This is a genomic window from Propioniciclava sp. LT294 (assembly GCF_059516005.1).
The window spans coordinates 54,746-79,445 of record NZ_JCAKNG010000001.1; the positions used below are offsets into that span (position 1 = coordinate 54,746).

21 protein-coding genes are annotated in these 24,700 nt (G+C 70.1%); 3 read left to right on the plus strand and 18 right to left on the minus strand.

The genetic code is table 11. The features are described from left to right. Positions 1–5: 5 nt before the first annotated feature. From AC5YDA_RS00300 to argG, 4 genes are all read right to left on the minus strand, one after another. On the minus strand, positions 6–923 hold the full coding sequence (locus tag AC5YDA_RS00300) for a universal stress protein (protein ID WP_496187890.1): 918 nt from the start codon (positions 921–923) through the stop codon (positions 6–8). Between the two features lie 82 nt (positions 924–1,005). Then, on the minus strand, positions 1,006–2,322 hold the full coding sequence (locus AC5YDA_RS00305; RefSeq protein WP_496187891.1) for an MATE family efflux transporter: 1,317 nt from the start codon (positions 2,320–2,322) through the stop codon (positions 1,006–1,008). After that, positions 2,309–3,124, minus strand: a complete 816-nt coding sequence (locus AC5YDA_RS00310; RefSeq protein ID WP_496187892.1) for a hypothetical protein — start codon at positions 3,122–3,124, stop codon at positions 2,309–2,311. The genes AC5YDA_RS00305 and AC5YDA_RS00310 overlap by 14 nt, the downstream gene beginning before the upstream one ends. Position 3,125: 1 nt before the next feature. Then, the gene (gene argG / locus AC5YDA_RS00315; RefSeq protein WP_496187927.1) at positions 3,126–4,556 is read right to left on the minus strand and encodes an argininosuccinate synthase; all 1,431 of its coding nucleotides are present in this window, start codon (positions 4,554–4,556) and stop codon (positions 3,126–3,128) included. A gap of 70 nt (positions 4,557–4,626) precedes the next feature. On the opposite strand from argG, the gene AC5YDA_RS00320 reads away from it, so the two are divergent. Beyond that, the gene (locus AC5YDA_RS00320; RefSeq protein ID WP_496187893.1) at positions 4,627–7,194 is read left to right on the plus strand and encodes a PEP/pyruvate-binding domain-containing protein; all 2,568 of its coding nucleotides are present in this window, start codon (positions 4,627–4,629) and stop codon (positions 7,192–7,194) included. Here AC5YDA_RS00320 and AC5YDA_RS00325 read toward each other — a convergent pair. The 9 genes from AC5YDA_RS00325 to AC5YDA_RS00365 all read right to left on the minus strand — a co-directional run bounded on the left by AC5YDA_RS00325 (position 7,166) and on the right by AC5YDA_RS00365 (position 17,932). After that, the gene (locus tag AC5YDA_RS00325; protein WP_496187894.1) at positions 7,166–8,644 is read right to left on the minus strand and encodes an SDR family NAD(P)-dependent oxidoreductase; all 1,479 of its coding nucleotides are present in this window, start codon (positions 8,642–8,644) and stop codon (positions 7,166–7,168) included. The genes AC5YDA_RS00320 and AC5YDA_RS00325 overlap by 29 nt on opposite strands. Positions 8,645–8,780: 136 nt before the next feature. Next, complete coding sequence (gene gdhA, locus AC5YDA_RS00330; RefSeq protein ID WP_496187895.1) at positions 8,781–10,124, minus strand: NADP-specific glutamate dehydrogenase; 1,344 nt, start codon at positions 10,122–10,124, stop codon at positions 8,781–8,783. Between the two features lie 115 nt (positions 10,125–10,239). Further along, positions 10,240–11,994 (minus strand): 2-isopropylmalate synthase, encoded by a 1,755-nt coding sequence (gene leuA / locus AC5YDA_RS00335; protein WP_496187896.1) that lies wholly within the window; start codon positions 11,992–11,994, stop codon positions 10,240–10,242. Between the two features lie 234 nt (positions 11,995–12,228). Then, positions 12,229–13,422: an FUSC family protein gene (locus tag AC5YDA_RS00340; protein WP_496187897.1), complete on the minus strand. Its 1,194-nt coding sequence runs from the start codon at positions 13,420–13,422 to the stop codon at positions 12,229–12,231. A 40-nt stretch (positions 13,423–13,462) separates the two neighbouring features. Next, complete coding sequence (gene era, locus AC5YDA_RS00345) at positions 13,463–14,497, minus strand: GTPase Era (RefSeq protein WP_496187898.1); 1,035 nt, start codon at positions 14,495–14,497, stop codon at positions 13,463–13,465. Beyond that, the gene (locus tag AC5YDA_RS00350; RefSeq protein ID WP_496187899.1) at positions 14,494–15,882 is read right to left on the minus strand and encodes a hemolysin family protein; all 1,389 of its coding nucleotides are present in this window, start codon (positions 15,880–15,882) and stop codon (positions 14,494–14,496) included. The genes era and AC5YDA_RS00350 overlap by 4 nt, the downstream gene beginning before the upstream one ends. Positions 15,883–15,950: 68 nt before the next feature. Next, on the minus strand, positions 15,951–16,403 hold the full coding sequence (gene ybeY, locus AC5YDA_RS00355; RefSeq protein ID WP_496187900.1) for an rRNA maturation RNase YbeY: 453 nt from the start codon (positions 16,401–16,403) through the stop codon (positions 15,951–15,953). After that, a complete protein-coding gene (locus AC5YDA_RS00360; RefSeq protein ID WP_496187928.1) occupies positions 16,400–17,350 on the minus strand; it encodes a PhoH family protein in 951 nt (316 codons plus the stop codon). Before AC5YDA_RS00360 ends, ybeY begins: the two co-directional genes overlap by 4 nt. Positions 17,351–17,488: 138 nt before the next feature. Continuing rightward, complete coding sequence (locus AC5YDA_RS00365; RefSeq protein WP_496187901.1) at positions 17,489–17,932, minus strand: DUF5709 domain-containing protein; 444 nt, start codon at positions 17,930–17,932, stop codon at positions 17,489–17,491. Positions 17,933–18,001: 69 nt separating this feature from the next. Between AC5YDA_RS00365 and AC5YDA_RS00370 the strand changes: the two genes are divergently transcribed. Continuing rightward, on the plus strand, positions 18,002–18,730 hold the full coding sequence (locus AC5YDA_RS00370; protein WP_496187902.1) for a queuosine precursor transporter: 729 nt from the start codon (positions 18,002–18,004) through the stop codon (positions 18,728–18,730). Here AC5YDA_RS00370 and AC5YDA_RS00375 read toward each other — a convergent pair. From AC5YDA_RS00375 to hrcA, 5 genes are all read right to left on the minus strand, one after another. Next, positions 18,721–19,461 carry a PP2C family protein-serine/threonine phosphatase gene (locus AC5YDA_RS00375; protein WP_496187903.1) on the minus strand — a complete coding sequence of 247 codons (741 nt, stop codon included), beginning with the start codon at positions 19,459–19,461 and terminating at the stop codon, positions 18,721–18,723. The two genes, AC5YDA_RS00370 and AC5YDA_RS00375, sit on opposite strands and share 10 nt — an antisense overlap. Positions 19,462–19,525: 64 nt before the next feature. Beyond that, a complete protein-coding gene (gene tgt, locus AC5YDA_RS00380; protein WP_496187904.1) occupies positions 19,526–20,746 on the minus strand; it encodes a tRNA guanosine(34) transglycosylase Tgt in 1,221 nt (406 codons plus the stop codon). Then, positions 20,743–21,489, minus strand: a complete 747-nt coding sequence (locus tag AC5YDA_RS00385) for a 16S rRNA (uracil(1498)-N(3))-methyltransferase (RefSeq protein WP_496187905.1) — start codon at positions 21,487–21,489, stop codon at positions 20,743–20,745. The genes tgt and AC5YDA_RS00385 overlap by 4 nt, the downstream gene beginning before the upstream one ends. Before the next feature lie 34 nt (positions 21,490–21,523). Beyond that, positions 21,524–22,705: a molecular chaperone DnaJ gene (gene dnaJ, locus AC5YDA_RS00390; protein ID WP_496187906.1), complete on the minus strand. Its 1,182-nt coding sequence runs from the start codon at positions 22,703–22,705 to the stop codon at positions 21,524–21,526. Positions 22,706–22,723: 18 nt separating this feature from the next. Next, complete coding sequence (gene hrcA, locus AC5YDA_RS00395) at positions 22,724–23,746, minus strand: heat-inducible transcriptional repressor HrcA (RefSeq protein ID WP_496187929.1); 1,023 nt, start codon at positions 23,744–23,746, stop codon at positions 22,724–22,726. Positions 23,747–23,851: 105 nt separating this feature from the next. On the opposite strand from hrcA, the gene AC5YDA_RS00400 reads away from it, so the two are divergent. Next, positions 23,852–24,700, plus strand: coding sequence for an MBL fold metallo-hydrolase (locus AC5YDA_RS00400; RefSeq protein ID WP_496187907.1), 849 nt, complete (start codon positions 23,852–23,854; stop codon positions 24,698–24,700).

A 24,700-nucleotide genomic window follows, 5' to 3' on the forward strand; every position in this document is an offset into this window, starting at 1 on the left:
CGGTGTCAGTGACCCCGGTGGTCCTCCGCTGCGCGGATCACGATCACGGGGCTCTCCGCGTCCCGGAGGACCTCCTTCGACGTGGACCCGAGCAACAGGCCGGTGAACCCACCCAGGCCACGCGAACCGAGCACGACCAGGCTCGCGCCGATCGAGGCCTCGACCAGGGCCGTCGAGGGTCGTCCCTCGATGACGCGCACGTCGACGTCCAGGCCGGGGTGCGTCTCGCGCACCGGTTCGACGAAGACCTCCACGCCGTTGCGCAACGTCTCGATCGGGGGCAGCGACTGCAGGGCGGTGACGCCCATCGGGCCCATCATCCAGGGCGCGACGTCCCACGCGTGGATCACGCGCAACCCGACGCCGCGGGCCTGGGCCTCGTCCGCCGCGAGCTTCAGGGCGGCGTCGGCCTCCGGGGAGTCGTCCACGCCCACGACGACCGGACCACCCGGGGTCGGGATGCCGTGGTCGGTGATGACGGCGACCGGACCATGGGCGTGCGCGACCACGGCGTCCGCCGTGCCACCGAGCGCCCGTACCTTCATCGGCGCGTGCTCTCCGCGTGCACCGACGACGACCAGGTCGGCCGTCCTGGACGCCTGAGCGAGGACGTACGACGCAACACCCACGACGACCTGGGTTTCCACCTCGACCTCGGGATGGGCGTCCGCCACCTGCTTCTTCAGGGCTGCGAGCTTGTCCTCGGCCATCTCCGTGAGCCGGTTGGGCCAGTCCCCGGTCGCCAACGCATCGAACATCCGGCTCCGGCGCGGGATCGGGACCTCGGGAACCGCCATCACGATCAGGAGGGGCTGCTTCCGCATGGCAGCTCGTTCCGCCGCCCAGTCGACGGCGACGCCCGCCCGACTCGAAAAGTCGGTTCCGACAACGATCTTTCCTCTGGCCTCCAACGTGCTGCCCATGGCCTCCTCCTCGATGAGTGACCCCACCGCATCGTGTTCAGTGGTTTCGTCCAGCCTATCCCAAGCCCTCTCGCCAAGAGGATCAGACGCCGAGTCGCAGCCAGCCGTCCGACCGGGCGCGCAGGCCCAGGACGATCCCCCGCGAGGCGAGCCACGCGCCGTACCCCACCCACAGCCACACCAGCCCGGACCCGGTCGCCTGGACGGCCAGGGCCAGGGGCGCGTACACGGTCGTGGTGAACAGGCCGGCCAGGGCCAGGAACCGGGCGTCTCCGGCGCCGATCAGGACGCCGTCCAACTGGTAGGCGATCGCGCCGATCGGGGCCAGGACCGCCAGCACGAGCAGGGCCGCGCCCGCGGCGTCCTGCACGGCCGGGTCCGGGCTGAACACCCCGGGCAGCGGATCGTGGGCCACCACCAGGAGGAGGCCGATCAGCCCGCCGAAGCCCACACCCCACACCAGCACCCGGCCGAGGACGCCACGGGCCCCGGTCCGGTCGCCGGCGCCGAGACGGAGCCCCACCATCGCCTGTGCGGCGATGGCGAAGGCGTCCAGGGCGAAGGCGACCGTCGACCAGACCGTGGCGACGACCTGGTGGGCCGCCAGCTGCGTCGTCCCGAGGCCGGCGGCGGTGAAGGTGGTCAGCAGCAGGGCCGCCTGCAGCGCCGCGTTGCGCAGCACGAGCCACGAACCGAGCCGCGCCGCGGCGAGCACACCCGCAGGGGCGAACCCCAGCCGGACGCCCGCGCGCCGCGCCGCGCGCAGCACCACCCCGCCCATGATCGAGGCCCCCACCCACTGGGACAGCACCGTGCCCAGCGCCGCGCCGACGATGCCCAGACCCACGCCGTGGACGAGCGCGACGTTCAACCCGATGTTGAGCAGGTTGATCGTGACGACCACGAGCAGGGGCGTCCGGGTGTCCTGGAGACCGCGCAGCACGCCGGTGGCGGCGAGCATCAGCAACTGCGCGGGGAGGCCGAGCGCCACGACCCGCAGGTAGGACGCCCCGAGCGCGGTCGGCTCGGGCGCTGCGCCGTAGAGCGACACCACCCATCCGGCCCCCGGCACCAGCACCGAAGCGATGGCCAGCCCGATCAGGAGGCCGAGCCCCAACCCGTCGATCCCACCGGACAGCGCGCCGGCCCGGTCGCCCGCTCCCAGCCGCCGCGAGACCGTCGCGGTGGTGCCGTACGCGAGGAAGACCGACAGTCCGACCGCGAGGGTCAGCACGCTGGACGCCAGCGTCAGGCCTCCCAGGTGCGGCGTGCCGAGGTGCCCGATGATCCAGGTGTCGGCGAGCACCAGCAGTGGTTCGGCGATCAGGGTCGCGAAGGCCGGCACCGCCAAGGAGAGGATCTCCCGGTCCAGCGACCGCCCGCGATCACGCTCGGGCACGCAGCCACTCCAGCGACGCCTCCGCCCACGCGGGGGTCGCGTCCGCCTGGCTGGCCAGGATGAGCGCGGCCAGGTGGCCGAGGGCCTCGTCCAACTCGACGGCCCCGGCATCCAGCCGGACGCCGCGGGCCGCGGCCAGCCGCTCGTACTCCGCGCGGAACGCGGACGCCGCGGCGTCCGACATCGCCACGGTGACGTTGCGGACGTCGCCGACGCGCAACCCGGCCCCGAGGAGGCCGTGGTTGTGCATGAGGGCCGAGGAACCATCCCAGGAGACGGCGAGGTTGGTGTACCAGAAGTCGTTGTACGTGAGCGTGCGCGGCAGGTCGGCCAGCACGCGGCGCCACTCGGGCAGGCGATCCTGCGCCCAGGCGACCTGGAGCGCGAGCTCCGGCCACCGCGCCGCCACGCCGGCGAGGCCGTCGGCGTCCACGACGTCGAGTTCGGTCCACAAGCCGGCGAGGGCGGCGTCCGGCACCGATTCCCCCGCCGCGTGCAGTTGGTCGTACCAGCGGGCCAGCAGGCGCGCGATCCGCGGGTCGAACAGGTCGTCCGGGGTCCCGTGCCGGTACCCGGCATCGACCAGGTCGGCCAGCACGAGCCAGTCCTCCCCCGCACCGAGCACGGGCAGCGTCGGGACCCCGAGCAACTCCAACAACTGGTGGTTGGCGATCTCGCGCGCCAGCCGGGGCTCGGCGTAGCGCTTCACGACGACCGGGTCGTCGCCGACGTGACCGCGCACGACCAGGACACCGTCGTCGTCGGAGACCACGTCGCCCCAGGCGACGTCGCCCAGCTCCACGTCAGTCAGTGCCGGCTTCCATGCCGGAGACGAACTGGGCGTCGTCGATCGCGGAGGGCGCCCCTTCGGCGCCAGCCGTGATCGCGGCGGCCTCACCCGTCCCGAGTTCGCCGACGAGCTCCGAGATGGCGCCCCCGACCAGGCCCAGCTGCGAGTACTGCTCCAGGCGGGTGCGGGTGTCGGCGATGTCGAGGTTGCGCATGGTCAGCTGGCCGATGCGGTCGACGGGGCCGAAGGCGGCGTCCTCGACTCGCTCCATCGACAACTTCTCCGGGTGGTAGGACAGCGCGGGGCCGGTGGTGTCCACGATCGTGTAGTCCCAGCCCCGGCGCAGGCGCACCGTGACCTCTCCGGTGATGGCGGAGGCGACCCACTGCTGCAGCGAGGTGCGCAGCATGAGCGACTGCGGGTCGAGCCAGCGACCCTCGTACAGCAGGCGGCCGAGCTTGCGTCCCTCGTTGTGGTAGCTGGCGACGGTGTCCTCGTTGTGGATCGCGTTCACCAGGCGTTCGTAGGCGATGTGCAGCAGCGCCATGCCCGGAGCCTCGTAGATGCCGCGGCTCTTGGCCTCGATGATGCGGTTCTCGATCTGGTCGGACATGCCCAGGCCGTGGCGTCCGCCGATCCGGTTGGCCTCGTCCACGAGGGCGACCGCGTCGGGGAAGGTCCGACCGTTGATGCGCACCGGCATGCCCTGCTCGAAGGCGACCGACACCTCCTCGGTGGCGATCTCGACGTCGGAGCGGTAGTGGGCCACGCCCATGATCGGCTCGACGATGTCCATGCCAGTGCCGAGGTACTCCAGCTTCTTGGCCTCGTGGGTGGCGCCCCAGATGTTGGCGTCGGTGGAGTAGGCCTTCTCCTGGGAGTCGCGGTAGGGCAGCTGGCGCGCCGAGAGCCACGCGCTCATCTCGTCGCGCCCACCGAGCTCATTGACGAAGTCCTCGTCCAGCCACGGCTTGTAGATGCGCAGCTGCGGGTTGGCCAGCAGGCCGTAGCGGTAGAACCGCTCGATGTCGTTGCCCTTGTAGGTGGAGCCGTCGCCCCACACGTGGACGTCGTCCGCGCGCATGGCGCGGACCAGCATGGTGCCGGTCACGGCGCGGCCCAGCGGCGTGGTGTTGAAGTACGGGACGCCCGCGTTGCGGATGTGGAAGGCGCCGCACATCAGCGCGACGAGACCCTCGTTGACCAGCTCGGACTTGCAGTCCACCAGGCGTGCGCCCTCGGCGCCGTACTGGGCGGCACGCCCGGGCACCGACGCGATGTCCGGCTCGTCGTACTGGCCGATGTCGGCGGTGTAGGTGTACGGGATCGCCCCCTTCTCGCGCATCCACGCGACGGCGACCGACGTGTCGAGACCACCGGAGAAGGCCAGACCGACCTTCTCCCCCACCGGGAGCTTCATGAGGACCTTGGACATGGGTGCGATCCTATCGGCGTCCGCGGCTCCAGCACCTTCTCCGGGGCTACGGTGGACCGGAACACCGAGAGAGGGCGCGATGAAGTCCACACGTGTCAGTACCGGCATCGGCGGCCTGGACGCCGCGATCGACAGTCTCCGCATCGGCGACAACGTCGTGTGGCACTGCGATGACATGGCGGACTTCCAGCGCGTGCTGGCCCCCTACGTGGAGAGCGCCCGCCTGGAGGGGCGCCAGCTGGTGTACGTCCGGTTCGCCGACCATCCCCCGCTGCTGCACGGACGGGACGTCGAGGTCCACCGTCTCGACCCCACCGAGGGATTCGAACCGTTCGCGATCGCCGTCCACGACCTCATCTGGAAGGCCGGGCCGCTGGCGTTCTACGTGTTCGACTCGTTGGCGTCCCTGTTGGACGCCTGGCACTCCGACCTGCTGCTGACGAGCTTCTTCAAGGTCACCTGCCCGGTGCTCTACGACATGGACACCGTCGCCTACTTCCCACTGCTGCGCGACGAGGTGAGCGCCGCCACCGTGGCCGGCATCCGGGAGACGACGCAGGTGCTGTTCGACCTGCAGGTCGTCGGCGAGGACACCTATGTCCACCCGCTCAAGGTCGAGGGACGCAGTTCGGCGACCATGTTCTTCCCCCACCGCATCGCGGGGCCGAAGGCGATCCCGGTGACGTCGTCGGCCAACTCGGCGCGTCTGGCCTCGACGCGCGGACGGATGCGCCGGCGTCCGGACCACTGGACGCGCCTGGTCGACGAGGCGTTCGAGGCCCTGGACGGCGGCTTCGCCGAGCAGCGGGACGCCCACGCCGTCCTCGCGGACGCGCTGCTGGGCCGCGACGACGGCCGGATGGCGGGGCTGGCCCGCCGGCACCTGTCCCTGGACGACCTGCTGGTGATGGCGACCCGCCTGATCGGGACCGGGCACATCGGCGGCAAGGCGGTCGGCATGCTGACCGCGCGCGCGATCCTGATGGACGACATCGACGACCGGTTCGCCGAGCACCTCGAGCCGCACGACTCCTTCCACATCGGCGCGGACGTGTTCTACCACTACCTCGTCAGCAACGGGTGGTGGGAGCACCGCCTCGAGCAGAGCCACCCCGAGACGTTCCTCTCGGCCGGCGCGGCCCTGCACGACCTGATGCCGACCGGACGGTTCCCGGTGTCGATCCGCGAGCAGCTGCTGGACATGCTCGAGCACTTCGGGCAGGCACCGATCATCGTCCGGTCCTCCTCGCTGCTGGAGGACAACTTCGGCAACGCCTTCGCCGGCAAGTACGACAGCTTCTTCCTCACCAACCAGGGTTCACCGGAGGAACGGCTCCACGCCCTGCTGGACGCCGTCCGCGCCGTGTACGCCTCCGCCATGAGCGAGGAGGCGCTGCGCTACCGGGTGACCCGTGGCCTGGCGGAGGTGGACGAGCAGATGGCGATCCTGGTGCAGCGCGTGTCCGGCGACCATCGCGGCCACCTGTTCTTCCCGCACGCGGCAGGGGTGGCGAACTCGTCCAACCTGTACACCTGGGATGCCAACGTCGACGCGGACGCCGGCATGCTGCGCCTGGTGATGGGGCTCGGCACCCGGGCCGTGGACCGCACCAACAGCGACCACGCCCGCATCGTCGCGCTCGCCGACCCGCTGAACGGACGCCTGTCCGACCCCGAGGACCTCTCGTCCTTCAGCCAGCGCCGCGTGGACGTGCTCGACCTCGCCGCCGGCCGGAAGGCGGCCGTCCCCCTCGACGAACTGGTGAAGACCGACATCGGAGCCGACTGGTCGCTCTTCACCAGCCCCGACACGGCCGTGCTGCGCGCGATGGCCGAGCGCGGACGCCAGCTCAGGACGACGCCGGTGCTCGCCGATTTCCGCGGGCTGCTCGGTGAGACCGCGTTCCCCGGCCTCATGCGGGACGCCCTGGCGATGCTGTCGCAGGCCTACGACTACCCCGTGGACGTCGAGTTCACCGTCAACGTGATGAACGGCGACCCGCGCGTCGGCATCGTCCAGTGCCGCCCTCTGCAGACGCGCGGGCCGGGCCAACCGGTCGCCCTCCCGGAGGTGTCGGACGAGGCGGGCGTGCTCTTCTCCTCACGGGAGTTCATGGGCGGCAACGTCTGCCTGCCCGTGGACTGGGTGGTCATGGTCCGCGCACAGGCCTACCTCCGCCTCGGCTCCCCCCAGCGGCACGCCGTCGCGCGCCTGGTCGGCGAGTTGAACCGAACCCTGAAGGACTCCTCCTTCATGCTCCTGGGGCCGGGCCGATGGGGCACGACCACGGAGTCGCTCGGCGTCCCGGTGAGGTTCGCCGAGATCAACCACGCGAACGCCCTGGTCGAGGCCACGGACGCGGCCGGGAGCTTCCGCCCCGAACTCTCCTACGGGTCGCACTTCTTCCAGGACCTGGTGGAGACCGGCATCTTCTACGCGGCCGTGTTCGACGACCGCCCGGGTGTCGTCTTCAACCCGGGCTTGGTCCCGGGGCGCCCGAACGAGTTGCTCGACCTGGTCCCCGACGCGGACCCCGACCTGACCGACGTGGTGCACGTGGCGCGCTTCGACGACCTGTGCCTGTGGTCGGACATCGTCACCCAGCGCGTCCTGTGCGTCACCACGGGTGCGGTGCGTAGTCCTTGAGGAACACGCCGTACAGGTCCTCGCCCGCCTCGCCGCGGACGATCGGGTCGTAGACCCGCGCCGCCCCGTCGACGAGGTCGAGCGGCGCGTGCCATCCCTCGGCGGCGATGTCGAGCTTCGTCTGGTGCGGGCGCTCGTCGGTGATCCAGCCGGTGTCCACCGCCGTCATCAGGATCCGGTCGGTGGAGAACATCTCGGACGCCGAGGTCCGGGTGAGCATGTTCAGGGCTGCCTTGGCCATGTTCGTGTGCGGGTGGCCGGGGCCCTTGTAGCGGCGGGAGAACTGCCCCTCCATCGCGGACACGTTGACCACGTAGGCGCGACGGGCTCCGCGCTGCACCGCTGCACGCATCGACGGGCGCAGGCGGCTGACCAGGAGGAACGGTGCGATCTGGTTGCAGAGTTGGACCTCCAGCATCTCCAGCGCGTCCACCTCGTCGACCAGCGCCGTCCAGCTGTTCGTCGTCGCACGGTCGGGCAACAGCCCGCCGGCGTCGACGGCGGTACCGGCACGGTGTGCCGCGAGCGAGGCCGACCCCGCGCTGAGCGCCAGGGCCGCCACGTCGAGGGTCGTGGCGTCGAGCGCGTGCGGGTACTCGCCCGAGCGCAGGGTGCCCGCCAGCGCGGCGGGGTGGGCCTCACTGACCCGGTCGAACGTGATCATCCTCGGCGTGGGGCCGGCAGCCAGGGGCGTCCGCTCCCCCATGACGAGGTGGGCGTACGCCCCCGGCGAGCGCCGTACCGTCTGGCAGGCGTTGTTGATGAGGATGTCGAGCGGTCCGCGCGCGGCGACCTCGTCGGCCAGGGCGACGACCTGGGTGGGGTCGCGCAGGTCGATGCCGACCACCGTCAGGCGGTCGAGCCATTCGGGTGAATCCGACAACTCGGCGAAGCGGCGGGCCGCGTCCTTCGGGAACCGCGTGGTGATCGTCAGGTCGGCACCGTCGCGCAGCAGGCGCAGGGCGATGTACATGCCGATCTTGGCCCGTCCCCCCGTCAGCAGCGCCCGGCGTCCGGTGAGGTCGGTGCCTTGGTCGCGCTTGGCATGGGAGGAGGCCGCGCAGTCCGGGCACAACCAGTGGTAGAAGGCGTCCACGGTCGTGTACTTGGCGTGACAGATGTAGCAGCCGCGGGAGATCCGGAGTTCACCGGCGATGGCGCCGGGGGCGGACGAGGTGAGCGGGATGCCGCGGGTCTCGTCGTCGATGCGCTGCGGGTTCCCGGTCGCCGTGGCGTCCAGCACCGCTTGGTCATGGGCCAGCAGCGGCGCCCTGGCCGCTCGCTTGGCAGCGCTTCGGCGCTGTTTGCGGATCAGCTTGTGCAGGCGGCCCGAGGCGTGCTGGACGGCCACCAGGTCAGGGTGGTCCTCGGGCACCTGGTGGAGCATGCCGAGCACCCGGAGGGTGGTGGCGAGGTCAGCGGGGTCGATGCGTCCGTCAGGCTCTGTCACGGCGTCCGATGGTACCCGGGTACCTCGCACGTCCCCCCGTTGGGTCTCGTGGCGGGCCGGGACCGTGGGCCAGTCCCTCATGCGCGTGGGGAGGGGCTGACGGCTTCCGCCGCCCGCCCCTCCCCACCAGAGCGCGTCAGATGACGCCGAGGGCCATCATCGCGTCGGCGACACGGGTGAAGCCTGCGATGTTGGCGCCCAGGACGTAGTCGCCGGGCTTGCCGTACTCCTCGGCGGTCTCGGCGCACCGCTCGTGAATGCCCACCATGATTTCCTTGAGGCGGGCCTCGGTGTGCTCGAAGCTCCAGGAATCACGCGAGGCGTTCTGCTGCATCTCCAGCGCGGAGGTGGCCACGCCACCGGCGTTGGCCGCCTTGCCCGGCGCGAAGCGGATGCCGGCATCCTTGAACGCGCGGATCGCGTCGGGCGTCGAGGGCATGTTGGCGCCTTCGGCGACCAGCGTGGTGCCGTTCTTGATGAGCGCGCGGGCGCCACCGATGGACAGCTCGTTCTGGGTGGCACACGGGAGGGCGATGTCGCAGGGGACCTCCCAGATCATGCCATTGGGGACGAAGCGTGCCGACGGGTTGGCCTCCGCGTACTCGCCGATGCGGCCCCGTCGAACCTCCTTGAGCTCCTGCATCTGGGCCAGGTCGATGCCGTTCTCGTCGGCGATGTAGCCGCTGGAGTCGGACATCGCCACGACCGTGGCGCCCAGCTGCTGGGCCTTCTCCATCGCGTAGATGGCGACGTTGCCGGAGCCCGAGATGACGACCTTCTTGCCGTCGAAGCTCTCGTTGCTCAGCTTGAGCATCTCGTCGGCGAAGAAGACGGTGCCGTAGCCGGTCGCCTCGGTGCGTGCCCGCGACCCGCCCCACGTGAGGCCCTTGCCGGTCAGCACGCCCGACTCGTAGCGGCCGGTCATGCGCTTGTACTGGCCGAACATGAAGCCGATCTCACGGCCACCCACGCCGATGTCGCCGGCGGGCACATCGATGTCGTGGCCGATGTGGCCCGAGAGCTCGGTCATGAAGGCCTGGCAGAAGCGCATGATCTCGTGGTCGGACTTGCCCTTGGGGTCGAAGTCCGAGCCGCCCTTGGCGCCGCCGATGGGCATGCCGGTGAGGGCGTTCTTGAAGATCTGCTCGAAGCCCAGGAACTTGATGATGCCGAGGTAGACACTGGGGTGGAACCGCAGGCCGCCCTTGTACGGACCGAGCGCCGAGTTGAACTGGACGCGGAAGCCGCGGTTGGTGATCACGCGCCCCTTGTCGTCCTGCCAGTTCACCTTGAAGATGATCTGGCGGTTGGGCTCGCAGACACGCGGGATGATGCCGTACTCGACATACTCCGGCCGCTTCTTGACGACGAGGTCGAGCGACTCCAGCACCTCCCGGACCGCTTGGTGGAACTCCGCCTCGCCTGGGTTGCGGCGGACCACGATGTCGAACTCCTCCTGCAGGGTGGGGCTGAGTTCCATGGATTCTCCTTCGGTGTGGTGCACATGCGCGGACGATGGCCCGAGCGTCTGAAGTCTAGGGACGCCCCGCCCTGGTCGGCGGGGCGTCCCATGGATGAAACACCGGAGCGGGTCCTCAGTCGGGACGGTCCGAACGGTTGATCGCGCTCACCACGGCCCTCAGGGACGCGGTCACGATCGAGCTGTGCCGCCCGACGCCCCACAGGACGCGGGTGTCGTCACCCTGCCCGACCTCGACCTCGACGTAGGCCGCCGCCAGCGCGTCGCCGCCCTCGCTCAGCGCGTGCTCGGAGTAGTCCAGGACCCGGACGGGGTGCCCCGCCAGCACGAGGGCGTCCACGAACGCCGACAGCGGTCCGTTGCCCTCACCGGTCACCGTCTTCTCCCGGCCGTCGCGCCGCAGGACGGCCTCGATGGAGTAGGAGCCGTTGTCGGCGGACGACTTGTAGGAGATGAGTTCGATCGGCGTCAGGTCACCGAAGTACTCGGCCTCGAAGATGGACCACATCTGGTCGGGCGTGACCTCGGTGCCGGAGGCGTCCGTGTGGCGCTGGACGACGCGGCTGAACTCGATCTGCAGACGGCGCGGCAGGTCCATCTTGTGGTCGTTCTTCATGATGTACGCCATGCCGCCCTTGCCGGACTGGCTGTTCACCCGGATGACGGCCTCGTAGGTGCGGCCCACGTCGTGAGGATCGATGGGCAGGTAGGGCGCCTCCCACGGGATCTCGTGGATCGTCTTCCCCTGCTCCGCGGCCTTCTTCTCCAGCGACTCCAGGCCCTTCTTGATGGCGTCCTGGTGCGAGCCGGAGAAGGCCGTGTAGACGAGGTCGCCGGCATAGGGGTGGCGCGGGTGGACGGGCAGCCCCGTGCAGTACTCGACGGTGCGACGGATCTCGTCGATGTCGGAGAAGTCGATCTTCGGATCGACGCCCTGGCTGAACAGGTTCATGCCCAGGGTGACCAGGTCGACGTTGCCCGTCCGCTCACCGTGGCCGAACAGGCAGCCCTCGACGCGGTCCGCGCCGGCCATCATGCCGAGTTCGGACGCGGCGACGGCCGTCCCGCGGTCGTTGTGCGGGTGCAGGGAGATGGCGACGTGCTCGCGGTTGCGGATGTGCCGGCCGAAGTACTCGATCTGGTCGGCGTACGTGTTGGGCGTGCTCATCTCCACCGTGGCGGGCAGGTTGAAGATGATCTCGCGGTCGGGGCCGGGCTGCCAGACGTCGGCGACGGCGTTGCACACCTCGACGGCGAAGTCGGTCGGGGTCTGGGTGAAGATCTCCGGGGAGTACTGGTAGCCGAACTCGACGTCGCCCAGGAACTGCTCGGCATACTTCATGACCATCTCGGTGCCGCGGGTCGCCATCGCGATGGTCTGCTTCTCGTCGATACCGAACACGACGCGCCGGAACAGTTCGGCCGTGGCGTTGTACAGGTGGATGTTGGCCCGCTTGACGCCGACCAGTGACTCGGCGGTGCGGGAGATGAGGTCTTCCCGCGCTTGGGTCAGCACGGAGATCTGGACATCGTCGGGGATGCGATCCTCGTCGACCAGGCGGCGGACGAAGTCGAAGTCCGTCTGGGACGCGGACGGGAAGCCCACCTCGATCTCCTTGTACCCCATCCCCACCAGCAGATCGAACATCTTGAGCTTGCGGGAGACGGTCATCGGGTCGATCAGGGCCTGGTTGCCGTCACGCAGGTCCGTGGACAGCCAGCGCGGGGCCTGGGTGATCTTCCTGCTCGGCCAGGTGCGATCGGGGACGTCGACCGGCTCGAAGGCGGTGTAGCGGTGGAAGGGCATGGGGCTGGGCTGCTGGACCGGGGCCCCCGTCTGGACCCGGGTGCCGAAGGTGTTGCTCGTCATCGATTTTCCTCACATTGGAAGGCCGTGATGGGGATGCCAGGCGCGTGGAGACTCTCCGCAACGAGGAAGCCCGACCGGCTCGACCTCGCCGACGTCGGTGAGGAGCCCTAGGCCTCGCTGCGGCGACCAAGAAGCAGGTTCGCCCAAGCCATGGCGGTACCTTACACCCCGACGAGAAGTCGCCCTCGGCGTCCGACACGCGGACGTCGCGGGAACGGCGCGCTCGCACACCCCTCAGCCCCACACCGGTGAGGCGTCGTCGTCACCCCGGCCCGGGGGGAGTTCGGCGTCCGTGCCGCCGAAGGGGCGTCCCCAGGTGTCGGTCAGGGAGTCGCGCGCCTCGTCCCGGGACAACCCGGTCATCTGGAGCAGGTCGACGACGATCGCACGCATGAGCGACATCAGCGCGACCGGGCGCCAGTCCTCACCCTCGACCGCGGACGGCGCTGCCCGGCTCGCGATGTCGAGCAGCAGGGCGCGCGCCCGCTGGGGACGCTGCCAGTGGCCCACCGAGCCGGCGAGGGCGTGGACCGCCGTGGAGATGTCGAGCAGCATCGTGCCGATGTCCCGCATCGCGCCCACCTCCTCCGCCATCGCCTGCCCCTGGCGGGCCAGCATGTAGGACGACCGCTGCGATCGCTGCATCAGCCGGAACAACCGGCTCAGTTCCGCCACCTCGACCCGGTGCCGCCACAGGCTGGGGTTCAGCGCGACGACGCCGCGGGCGGTGGCCAGGGTCTCCTCCCACGCGAGCACCACCTGGGCCAGGGCGTGGCGCTGGGCGTGCGCGTCCCTCAACAGTTCCGGGTCGGCGGATCGCAGCCCGCGGCCGACCAGGTTCAGCAGGGTGGCGTACTCACTCAACGCCGATCGTGCGTAGCGGCGGGGTCGTGAGCTGGGGTGGCGCGGGAGCAGGACGGCCACGACGAAGGCGATCCCGGCGCCGACCAGCGCGTCGATCCAGCGTCCGGTGACCCCGCCCAGTGTCGCTTCCCACCACGACATCGCCACGACCACGACCGCGTTCACGCCCGCCTGGATGGTGGTGAGGTCGCCGCGGTCCAGCAGGCGGCCGACCAGGGCCGCGACGGACAGCGTGAGACCGATCTGCCACCAGCCGACCTGGAGGTACATCGCCGCCGCCTCACCGATGAGCACGCCGACGGTCGCACCGATACCCAGCTCGGCCACCTTGCGGGGCACCCGGTCGGCCTTGAAACCGAGGCAGACCCAGGCCGCGATCGGTGCGAAGAGGGGGTTGGTCCGGCCGAAGAGCTGCTCGGCGACCAGGTACGCGACCGCGGCCCCGATCGCCGCCTGGAGGATCGGGACGAACGAGCCGCCCACCCGGCGTCCGCCCTGGCGCACCTGCACGGCGAGGGCGACACCGACACGCCGCAGGTCGAACCGCCTGTCGGTCGTGTTCATCGGCCCCCTCCCGACGCCATCGTAAAGCGGGAAGGAGGGGTCAGAAGCCGAGCCGGTTGAGGTACTTGGGGTCCCGCTGCCAGTCCGGTAGGACCTTGACGTGCAGGGACAGGTGGACGGGCATGCCCAACAGCTCGCGGGCCTGGAGTCGGGCATCCTGGCCGACCTGCTTGAGGCGCTGCCCACGGTGGCCGATGATGATGCCCTTCTGGGACTCCCGCTCCACCACGATGCTGGCGAAGACGTCCATGAGCGGCTTGTCCTCGGGGCGGTCCTCCCGGAGCTTCATCTCGTCGATGACGACCGCGATGGAGTGCGGCAACTCCTCGCTGACGCCCTCGAGGGCGGCCTCGCGGATGAACTCGGCGATGCGGGTCTCGACGGGCTCGTCGGTCACCTCTCCCTCGGGGAACAGCGGGGGTCCGGGGGGCAGGTGCGTCATGAGCTCGTCCACCACGATCTGCACCTGGTCGCCGGTCAGGGCGCTCACCGGGATGATGCTCTCCCACCGGATGCCGAGCTCCTCCTCCAGCGAGGCGATCCTGACCAGGTGCTGTGCGATCCGCTCGCGGCTCACGAGGTCGGTCTTGGTGGCGAGAGCCACGAGCTTGGGGCGCCTGGGCAGCGCTGCGATCTCCTTGAGCAGGTACTCGTCACCGGGGCCGACGCGCTGGCTGCACGGCAGGCAGACGCCGATCACGTCGACCGTGGCCCAGGTCTCGTGGACGAGGTCGTTGAGGCGCTCACCGAGCAGCGTGCGGGGACGGTGCAGGCCGGGCGTGTCGACCAGGACGAGTTGCGCGTCGTCCGTGGTGAGGACGCCACGGATGATCCGGCGGGTCGTCTGCGGCTTGGACGACGTGATCGCGATCTTCTCCCCCACGATCGCGTTCGTCAGCGTCGACTTGCCGGCGTTGGGGCGACCGACGAAGCAGGCGAAGCCCGAGCGGTGGCCCTTCTTGTACGGGATCGGCCCCGGTGCCGGCGCGCCGGCCTGCTTCAGCAGGGCCAGCTCGGCGGCGTCCAGCCCCTCGGTGTCGAAGCCCTCCTCGAGGGGGCTCTCGTCGTCCGTCATGCGTCCTCCTTCGAAGGCGTGACCGGGGAGCGCACCTCGAGTCGGCGGCCTCCGGATTCGTTGGCGGACGCGGCGGCCAGTTCGACCATCCTGTCCACGGCGACCTCGGAGTCGGCGGACTCGTCGATCAGGCCGGCGACCACGGTCCGGACGGAGTGGCGGCGTCCGGAGGCGCGCTCGGCGACCAGCTCGATGCCCTCCCAGACGACGACCGAGCCCGGGATCGGGATCTTGTTCAGTTCCTTGGCCATCAGGCCGAGCACCGTGTCCACGTCGTCGTCGTCCACACGGAGGCCGAACAACTCGCCGAGCTCGTCGACGGGCAGGCGGCTGGACACGCGGAAGCGCCCGTCGGCCAACTGGACGAAGGGCGGGATCTCCTCGTCGTACTCGTCCACGATCTCGCCGACGATCTCCTCCAGGATGTCCTCGATGGTGGCCAGGCCTGCGGTCCCGCCGAACTCGTCGACCACGATCACCACGTGGCTGCGGGTCAGCTGCATCTCCTTGAGGAGGGTGTCGATCGGCTTGGAATCCGGGCAGAACGTCGGCGGGCGCATGAGCGAGTCGACGGTCTCGGCGCTCTGGGAGTTCGGGTTGTCGTAGCTGCGGCGGATGAGGTCCTTGAGGTACAGGATGCCGAGCACGTCGTCGACGTCGTCGCCGATCACCGGGATGCGGGAGTAGCCCGAGCGCAGCGCCAGCGACAGACCCTGCCGCAGCGTCTTGCCGCCCTCGATCCACACCATCTCGGTGCGCGGCACCATCACCTCCTTGACGATGGTGTCGCCCAGCTCGAACACCTGGTGGATCATCCGGCGCTCGCCGGCCTCGATCAGGTCGGACGCCTCGGCCATGTCGACGAGCTCGCGGAGCTCTGCCTCGGAGGTGAACGGGCCGTCGATGAAGCCCTTGCCGGGCGTCACGAGGTTGCCGAGGATGATCAGCAGCTGCGGGACGGGACCGATCACCGTGGTGAGGATCGAGATGAGGCCGACCGAACGCAGGGCGATGGAGTCGGCGTGCTGGCGCCCCAGCGTGCGTGCGGCGACGCCGAGCAGCACGAACGACACGATCGTCATCGGCAGGACCGTCCACAGGATGCGCTGCCAGAGGGGGTCGAAGCGTCCGAAGACCACCACCCCGACGAGAACGATCGCGCTGATCTCGAACACCAGGCGCAGGAACAGGGCCGTGTTGAGATAGGGCGCCGGATCCTGCATGACCTGCAGCAGACGCTCCGCGTTGCGCGCCCCGTCCTTGACGTGCCCCTCCGCCCGCGACTTGCTGAACGACTGCAGTGCGCTCTCAACCGTCGTGACGAACCCCGCGATGAGGACGCAGGCGAGGGCGATCCCGAGCAGGATCCACTCAGTTTCTGACAAGGCTTGTGTTCACGACTCCTCGTAGGCGACGCACGTCAGTCTAGCTGGCGGGCCGTCCGGACGCCCCGTCAGGCGCGGGAGGCGTCCCAGGCGGCGATGATGCGGTCGTTCAGGCCGAACATCACCTGGTGTTCCTCCGGTTCGGCGTGGTCGAAGCCGAGCAGGTGGAGGAGCCCGTGGACGAGCAGGTAGTCGGCCTCGGAGTCCGGCGTCCGGCCGTTCTCGGCCGCCTGCGCGGCGGTCACGGTCGGGCAGAGCACGATGTCACCGAGCAGGCCCAGCGGGGGCTCCTCGTCGTCGGCCGGTGGACGCAGTTCGTCCATCGGGAAGCTGAGGACGTCGGTGGGGCCGGGCAGGTCCATGAAGCGCAGGTGGTAGTCGGCCATGGTCTTCTCGTCCACCAGCAGGATCGACAGCTCCGCCTGCGGGTGGATCCGGAGCTCCTCCATGGCGAACAGTGCGAGCTGGACGAGGCGCTTCTCGTCGACCTCGACGCCGGACTCGTTGTTGAGGTCGATCATGCGCGATCCTTCCGGGGTCGGTGCGGCGCTTGCGGCAGCGTGGCGTCGTAGCGGTCGTAGGCGGCGACGATCCTGCCGACGAGGCGGTGCCGGACGACGTCGTGGTTCGTGAGCTGGCAGAACGCGATGTCCTCCACGCCGTCCAGGATGGACTGGACCTCGCGCAGACCGGACTTCATCCCCCCGGGCAGGTCGACCTGGGTGACGTCGCCCGTGACCACGATCTTGCTGTTGAAGCCCAGGCGTGTCAGGAACATCTTCATCTGCTCCATCGACGTGTTCTGCGCCTCGTCGAGGATGATGAACGCGTCGTTGAGGGTCCGGCCGCGCATGTACGCCAGCGGGGCGACCTCGATCGTCCCGGCCGTGAGCAGCTTCGGGACGGACTCGGCGTCCACCATGTCGTGCAGCGCGTCGTACAACGGACGGAGGTAGGGGTCGATCTTGTCGTTGAGCGTGCCCGGCAGGAAGCCGAGGCGCTCGCCGGCCTCGATCGCGGGCCGGGTCAGGATGATGCGGTTGACCTCCTTGGCCTGCAGGGCCTGGACGGCCTTGGCCATGGCCAGGTAGGTCTTGCCGGTGCCGGCCGGGCCGATGCCGAACACGACGGTGTGGGCGTCGATGGCGTCCACGTACCGCTTCTGGTTCAGCGTCTTGGGCCGGATGGTCCTGCCCCGGGAGGACAGGATGCTCTGGGTGAGCACCTCGGCCGGGTGCAGCTCGCCGGTCATGCCCGTCATGGTGATGATCCGCTCGACGGCGTCCTCCGTGAGGCCCTGTCCGGTGCGGACGACGGTCACCATCTCGGTCAGCACCTCGGCGCCCTGGGTGACCCCCGCGGGGGTGCCGGACAGGGTGACCTCGTTGCCGCGCACGTGGACGTCCGCATCCAGCATGCGCTCCAGGAGGCGCAGGAAGGCGTCACGTGGGCCGACGATGTTCACCATCGGGATGGACGCGGGGATCGTCACGCGCCGGGTCGCGGTGGGAAACGTGCTGGACTCGGTCGACAGGGTGGTGCCTCCAGTGTCAGGGACGGCCGCGTCTCGACCGCCGTGCGTTCTCGCCAGTGTACGCCGCGGGCGTCATTCGACGTCGTCGTCGTCCTCGGGCTCGATGATGTGCATCGCCGCCTCCTCTGCGGAGGCCGCTCCCCCGTCAATGCCCACGGCGGCGGCCACCATCTCGTGGGTGGTGTCCGCGCCACTGACGCCGTGGTTGGCGTCCACGAGGCGTCCGGCGCGCACCGAGCCGACCTCGCGGGATTCACCGTCGGGGTTCCAGGGGGAGTCGTCCGGCGCCGTGGCCTCCGGCTCCTCCTGCCTGACCCGCATCTCCAGCGTCTCCCCCTGGCGCATCTCCTCGGGCGTGTTGCCGAAGCCCTGCGCGGGCGACCAGTGGTCCGGGGCGATGTAACCCTCGTCCAACACGTCGTCGACCCCGCGGTCGATGAGCGTGTCGGACTGCTGGAGCTGTTCCAGGTTGTCCTCGCCGCCGGAGGGCTGGTCCGTGTATGCGTTCTCGCTCATGCACCGATCCTGCCACCTGAAGTTCACCTGCGCGAGGGAACACGGCAGGGACCACTAGCATCTCTGCCCGTGACCAGATCCGATCTCCGGCACGTCGCGCCGGCCCATGCCTCCGGTGGCCGTGGCCACTACGACATCGTGGTGGCCGTGTTCGTGGCGCTGCTGCTCATCTCCAACATCGGCGCGACCAAGCTCATCGAGTTCGGCCCGTCGGTCGAGGTGGCCGGGTTCCCCGTGCTGCCGATCATCACCGACGGTGGCGCCTTCCTGTTCCCGCTGACCTACGTGCTGGGTGACGTCCTGGCGGAGGTGTACGGCCTGCGCCGGGCGAGGCGCGCCATCGTGGTGGGGTTCGTGATGTCCGCCCTGATGAGCGTGACCTTCCTGGTCGTGGGAGCCGCGCCGCCGGCGTCCGACTGGCCGAACCAGGAGTCGTGGGTGCTGGTCCTGGGCTTCGTCCCGCGGATCGTGCTGGCCAGCCTGCTGGGGTACGTCGCGGGGCAGCTGCTGAACGCGTGGGTGCTCGTCCGCCTGAAGGCGCACTTCGGCGAGCGGAGCCTGTGGGTGCGGCTGGTCACCTCGACGGTCGTCGGCGAGTTCGTCGACACGCTCATCTTCTGCACCATCGCCTTCGGCCCCCTGGGCGCCTTCATGGGCGGCGGCTCGATCCCGCTCCCCTCGTTGGTGAACTACATCGTGGTCGGGTTCGTCTACAAGGTGCTCGTCGAGGTGTTGCTGTTGCCGGTCACCTACCGTGTCATCAAGGCCGTGAAGGGCCGCGAACCCGACTACGCCTGACCCTGCCCCACCTCGCCGACGTCGAGGACGACGGCGGTGACGTTGTCGCGCCCCCCGGCCTCGACCGCCGCGTTGACCAGGGCGGATGCCGCCTCGGCGGGATCCGCGTGGGCGGAGAGGATCGCTTCGATCTCGGGGTCGGTGAGCTCACCGTTCAGCCCGTCGGAGCAGAGAAGGAACCGGTCCCCCGGCACTTGGGGCAACAGCCACAGGTCGACGTCGGGGGTGTCCGGCTGGCCGAGGCTGCGGGTCACGATGTTGCGGGAGCGGTGGGTGCGCGCCTGCTCGGCGGTGATGACCCCCTCCAGGATGAGCTCCTCGGCCTCACTGTGGTCGACCGTGGCTCGGGCCAGCTCGCCGCCGGACAGCCGGTAGACGCGGCTGTCGCCGACGTTGAAGACGGCCCAGTGCGCCTCACCTCCGACCGCCACCACCGCCAGCCCGGTGACCGTGCTGCCCATGCCGCGGGCCGACGGGTGCTCCTGGCCGTGGGCGAGGATGCGGTCGTTCACAGCGTGCAGCGCGGCGACGAGGCCGGCGGGGTCGAGGTCGTCCCTGCGTGCCAGCGGAACCAGGCCGTCGATGACCATCGCGCTGGCGACGTCCCCGGCCGCGTGGCCGCCCATGCCGTCGGCCACGGCCCACAGCCGCTCACCGAGCAGGACGCTGTCCTCGTTGTGGTGGCGCACGCGCCCCACGTCACTGCGGTGGCCGCTGGTGACGGTCAGCATGGGCTCGTGTCCTCCTCGCGCCACAGGGTGTGGGCTCCGGCGAAATAGTAGTGCTCGGGGACGCTCAACGCCGGGCGTAGAAGCGCCCGAGGAACTCGGCCCGGAAGGTGTCGAACCGTCCCTGCTCGATCGAGGCACGGATGTCGTCGACCAGGCGCACCGTGAAGCGCTCGTTGTGGATGGTCGCGAGGGTCGCCGACAGCATCTCCTTGGCCTTGAACAGGTGGTGCAGGTAGGCGCGGGAGTAGTGGGTGCAGGTGTGGCAGTCGCACCCCTCCTCGATGGGGCCGAGGTGGCGTCGGTTGACGGAGGCCAGCAGGTTGTACCGGCCGTCCGCGGTGTAGACCGCCGAGTTGCGCGCCACGCGTGACGGGTTCACGCAGTCGAAGGTGTCGGCGCCGTTCTCGACGGCGGCGAAGAAGTCGTCCGGCTCGGAGATGCCGAGCAGGTGGCGCGGCTTGTCGAACGGCAATTCGTCCGCCACCCAGCCCACGATCGTGCCGAGGTTCTCCTTCTCCAGCGCCCCGCCGATGCCGAAGCCGTCGAATCGCCGGCCGTCCACCTCGAGATCGGCCAGACCGCGGGCCGCCTGTCGGCGGAGGTCCTCGTACTGCGCGCCCTGGACCACCCCGAACAACGCCTGGTAGGGCTTGCCCACCCGGGAGTCGGTCAGCTCGCGGTGTGCCCGGAGACAGCGCGCGGCCCATCGGTGCGTCCGCGCGACGGACTCCTCCTGGTAGCCGCGCGTGTTCATCAGGGTGGTCAACTCGTCGAAGGCGAACATGATGTCCGCCCCGATCTCGTGCTGCACCCGCATGCTGACCTCCGGCGTGAACCGGTGGAGGTCCCCGTTGAGGTGGCTCTTGAACGTCACCCCGTCCTCGTCGACGTGGGCGAGGCGTTCCTTCCCCTCAGCGATCACCTCGTCGTCGGCCAGACCCGAGGCGTCCATGGCCAGGACCTTGCGGAACCCGACGCCCAGGCTCATCACCTGGAAGCCGCCCGAGTCGGTGAAGGTGGGGCCGGGCCAGTTCATGAAGCGGCCCAGTCCCCCGGCCTCGTCGATCAGGTCGGATCCGGGCTGCAGGTAGAGGTGGTAGGCGTTCGCCAGCACCGCCTGGGCACCCAGGTCGGCGACGGCCTCGGGCGTGACCGCCTTGACCGTGGCCTTCGTGCCGACCGCGACGAAGGCGGGGGTGGCGATGTCACCGTGCGGCGTGCTGATGACACCGGTGCGACCGCGCCCGTTCGGGAGGGTCGCGCCGGTGGAGAAGCCGAAGGTCACTTGGCCTTGCTGACGCGCTGCTGGAAGGCCTGGAGCTGCGCGAGCGCGACGACACCGGCGGTGGAGGTGCGCAGGACGCCGTCGCTGACGAGCAACGGGCGGGCGCCGGCCGCGACGAAGTCCCTCACCTCCTCGTCGGTGAGGCCCCCTTCGGGGCCGATGATGATGAGCACGTCGCCCTCGGTCGGCAGGTCGAAATGGCGCAGCGTCAACTCGGAACCCTCGTGGAGCACGAACGCGATCGACATCTCGGGGATGAGTTCGAGCAGCTCCGAGGTGCGCATGGCCGCCGTGACGATCGGGACGCGCAGGCGACGGCTCTGCTTGGTGGCCTCGCGCGCGGTTGCGCGCCAGCGGCCGAGTTGGCGCTCCTGCCGGTCGTGCGTCCAGCGGACGACCGAACGGCTCGACTGCCACGGGATGATCCGGTCGACCCCGATCTCGGTGAGGACCTCGACGGCCAGCTCCGAGCGATCGCCCTTCGCGAGCGCCTGCACGGCGTGGTAGCGGATCGACGGGATGCCCGCGGTGAGCACCTCGGCCACCTCCAGGCTCACCGATGCCTTGTCGACCGCCACGACGGGGCCCCGGACGCCGGTGCCGGCGCCGTCGGCCACCGTGATGGTCTCCCCCACCCGGATCCGGCGCACGGTGGCCGCATGGCGACCCTCCTCGCCGGACAGGGTGACGGTGTCCCCGACCTGCGGGGAATGCAGGTCGGTCAGGAACAGGGCTTCGGTCATGACTCCTCGCCTGGGTCGTCGCGTCGGGTGTGGGTCACTCGGTGAAGGCGTCCTTCAGTTTGCTGAAGAACCCCCGGTGCGACTGACCGCGCGACACCGTGGCCTCCGGACGGGTCTCCCCACGCGCCTCCGCCAACTTGCGGAGGAGTTCGCGCTGCGAGTCGTCCAGGGACTGTGGTGTCTGCACCAACAGGGTAACGCCGAGGTCGCCCCGTCCGGTGCCACGGAGGCGCGGCACGCCGCGCCCCGCGATGACCAGGCGTGTCCCCGACTGCGTGCCGGCGGGCACGTCGAGCTTCACCCGGCTCTCTTCGGGCAGGTTGCCCTCGAGGTCGGCCTCCAGCGTCTCGATCCACACCTCGGTCCCCAGCGCGGCAGCGGTCATGGGCAGCCTGGCCACCATCTCGAGGTTGTCGCCGTCCCGCTTGAACACGTCGTGCGGGGAGACCGACAGTTCGACGTACAGGTCGCCGGAGGGGCCCCCGCCCGGACCGACCTCGCCCTGGGAGTCGAGGTGGACCCGGTTGCCGGTGCTCACACCGGCGGGGATCTTGACGTTGATCGTGCGGGTCGAGCGGACGCGCCCCTCACCTGAGCACTCACCACAGGGGTGCTCGATGACCGTCCCGTAGCCACGACAGGTGGGGCACGGCTGGACGGTGCGAATGTCGCCCAGGAACGAGCGCTGAACCGTCTGGACGTCGCCCGCCCCATGGCACGTGGTGCAGGTCACCGGTTCGGTGCCGTCCGCGGCTCCCCTGCCCGAGCAGGTGGGGCAGATGACGGCGGTGTCCACGCGGATGGGCTTGGTGACGCCGAAGGCCGCCTCCGACAGGGTGAGGTTGAGCCGGACGAGCGCGTCCTGCCCCTTGCGGACCCGGCTGCGCGGCCCCCGGGAACCCTGGGCGCCGAACATCGCGTCGAACAGGCCGCCGACGTCGAAGCCCTGCGCGCCGCCGGGGAAGCCGCCGAAGCCGCCCGGCCCGAAACCGCCGGCCCCACCCCGCATGGGGTTGCCGCCGAGGTCGTACATCTGGCGCTTCTTGTCGTCGCTCAGGACGGCGTAGGCCTCGCCGATCTCCTTGAACTTGTCGGCCGAGGCGGGGTCGTCCGCCACGTCCGGGTGGTACTTCATCGCCAGCTTGCGGTACGCCTTCTTGATCTGGTCGCCCGTCGCGTCCCGGGGAACACCCAAGACCTCGTAGTAGTCGCTCAACTCATTCCTTCTGTGCGGTCAGCCTTCAGCGAGGAATCGACCCACGTAGCGTGCGACAGCGCGCACGGATGCGATGGCCGAGGGGTAGTCCATGCGCGTGGGACCCAGGATGCCGAGGGTGGCCCATGCGCGTTCGTCCGAACCGTAGCCCGATGCCACGACGGACGTCGACTGCAGCGGTTCGTATGCGTTCTCGTGCCCGATCCGGACGGTGACGTCCGCCGTCGAGGTGGCCTCGCCGAGCAGGTGCAGCAGCACCACCTGCTCCTCGAGCGCCTCGAGGACGGGCTTCACCGTCGTCTCGTACTGGTCGCCGAACCGGGTGAGGTTCGGCACGCCGGCGACGGCCACCCGCGCCCCGGGGTCGTCGGAGACGATGTCCAGCATCGCCGAGACCACGGTCGCGGCGAGGGCGGACGCCGAGGGCGGCAGGGGGTCGGCGAACGAGGCCAGTCGGTCGACCGCCTCACGGGCGCTCGCGCCGATGAGCAGGTCGGCCAGACGTTCGCGGACGAGGTTGAGGTCGACGTCGCCGTCGGCCTCCGGCGGCAGCGCGACCAGGCGCTGCTCGACCGTCCCGGTCGTCGAGACGCACATCACCAGGCCGCGATCGGGGCCCAGGCGCAGCACCTCCACGTGGCGGACCGCGAGCGAGGACAGCACCGGGTACTGGACGATCGCCACCTGGCGGGTGATCTGGGCGAGGAGTTGGACCGTGCGGCGGACGACGTCGTCCACGTCCAGCGCGCCTGCCATGAAGGCGGTGATGGCCCGCTTCTCCGCCATCGAGAGGGGCTTGACCGTGGAGAGTCGATCGACGAACAGGCGGTAGCCCTTGTCGGTGGGGATGCGGCCGGCGGAGGTGTGGGGCTGGGTGATGTAGCCCTCCTCCTCCAGCGCCGCCATGTCGTTGCGGACCGTCGCCGGCGAGACGTTGAGATTGTGCCGCTCGACCAGCGCGCGCGAGCCGACGGGTTCCTGGCTGGAGACGTAGTCCGTGACGATCGCACGCAGGATCGCGAGCTTGCGGTCGTCCAGCACTCCCATCACCTCCTTGGCACTCACCATGACGGAGTGCCAGTCTACGCCATGCCTCCCTGCGGGTCTGAACCGGGCGCGCCCCCGGGGCCCCGGTAGGGTGGCCGGGTGGAGTTCAGCCTGTCCGAGTTCAAGCCCGTCGCCGATCGCGTCTACGTGGCGGTCGCCGAGCCGGACTCGGTCAACATCGGCCTCGTGGTCGGAACCACCGGCGCCGTGGTCATCGACACCGGCAGCTCTCCCACCCAGGGACGCGCGATCCTCGCCGCGGCACGCGTCCTGGCGGGCGAAGTGCCCATCACCCATGTACTGGTCACCCACGCCCACCACGACCACCTCTTCGGGCTGGCGGGGTTCGAGGGCGTCGCGTCGATCGGCCACGAAGGGCTCCGCGCGCTGCTCGAGGAGCGCCGTCCGGACGCCGGGGAACTGGCCCGGTTCGGCATGACGGACGCCGATCTGGCCGCACCCTCGACCACGTTCAACATGGCCTCAGCGGTCAACCTCGGCGACTGCCACGTCGAGTTCGCCCACTTCGGACGCGGGCACACCGACCACGACGCCGTCGCCGTGGTCCCGGCGCGCAAGGTGGCGTTCCTCGGTGACCTGCTGGAGACCTCGGCAGAGCCGTGGGCGGGGCCCGACTCCCATCCCGGTGAGTGGGGTGCCAGCCTCGACTGGATCGCGGGCATGATGCCGCGGGACTGCACCATCATCCCCGGCCACGGGCCCGCGCTGAACATGGATTCGGCCGGCACGCAGCGCGGCGAGATGCAGTGGCTGCACGAGCGTGCCGAGGCGCTGTACGACGCCGGCAAGCCTGCCGAGGGTGCCTGGGCCGCGGACTGGCCGTGGCCGCAGGAACCCGCCGAGCGGTTCGTGGCGCAGGCGCTCGTGCGCATGCGCGAGGCGGGGCGTCCGCGCCGGCGTCCGACGCTTCCGCTGCTCAACGGCTGA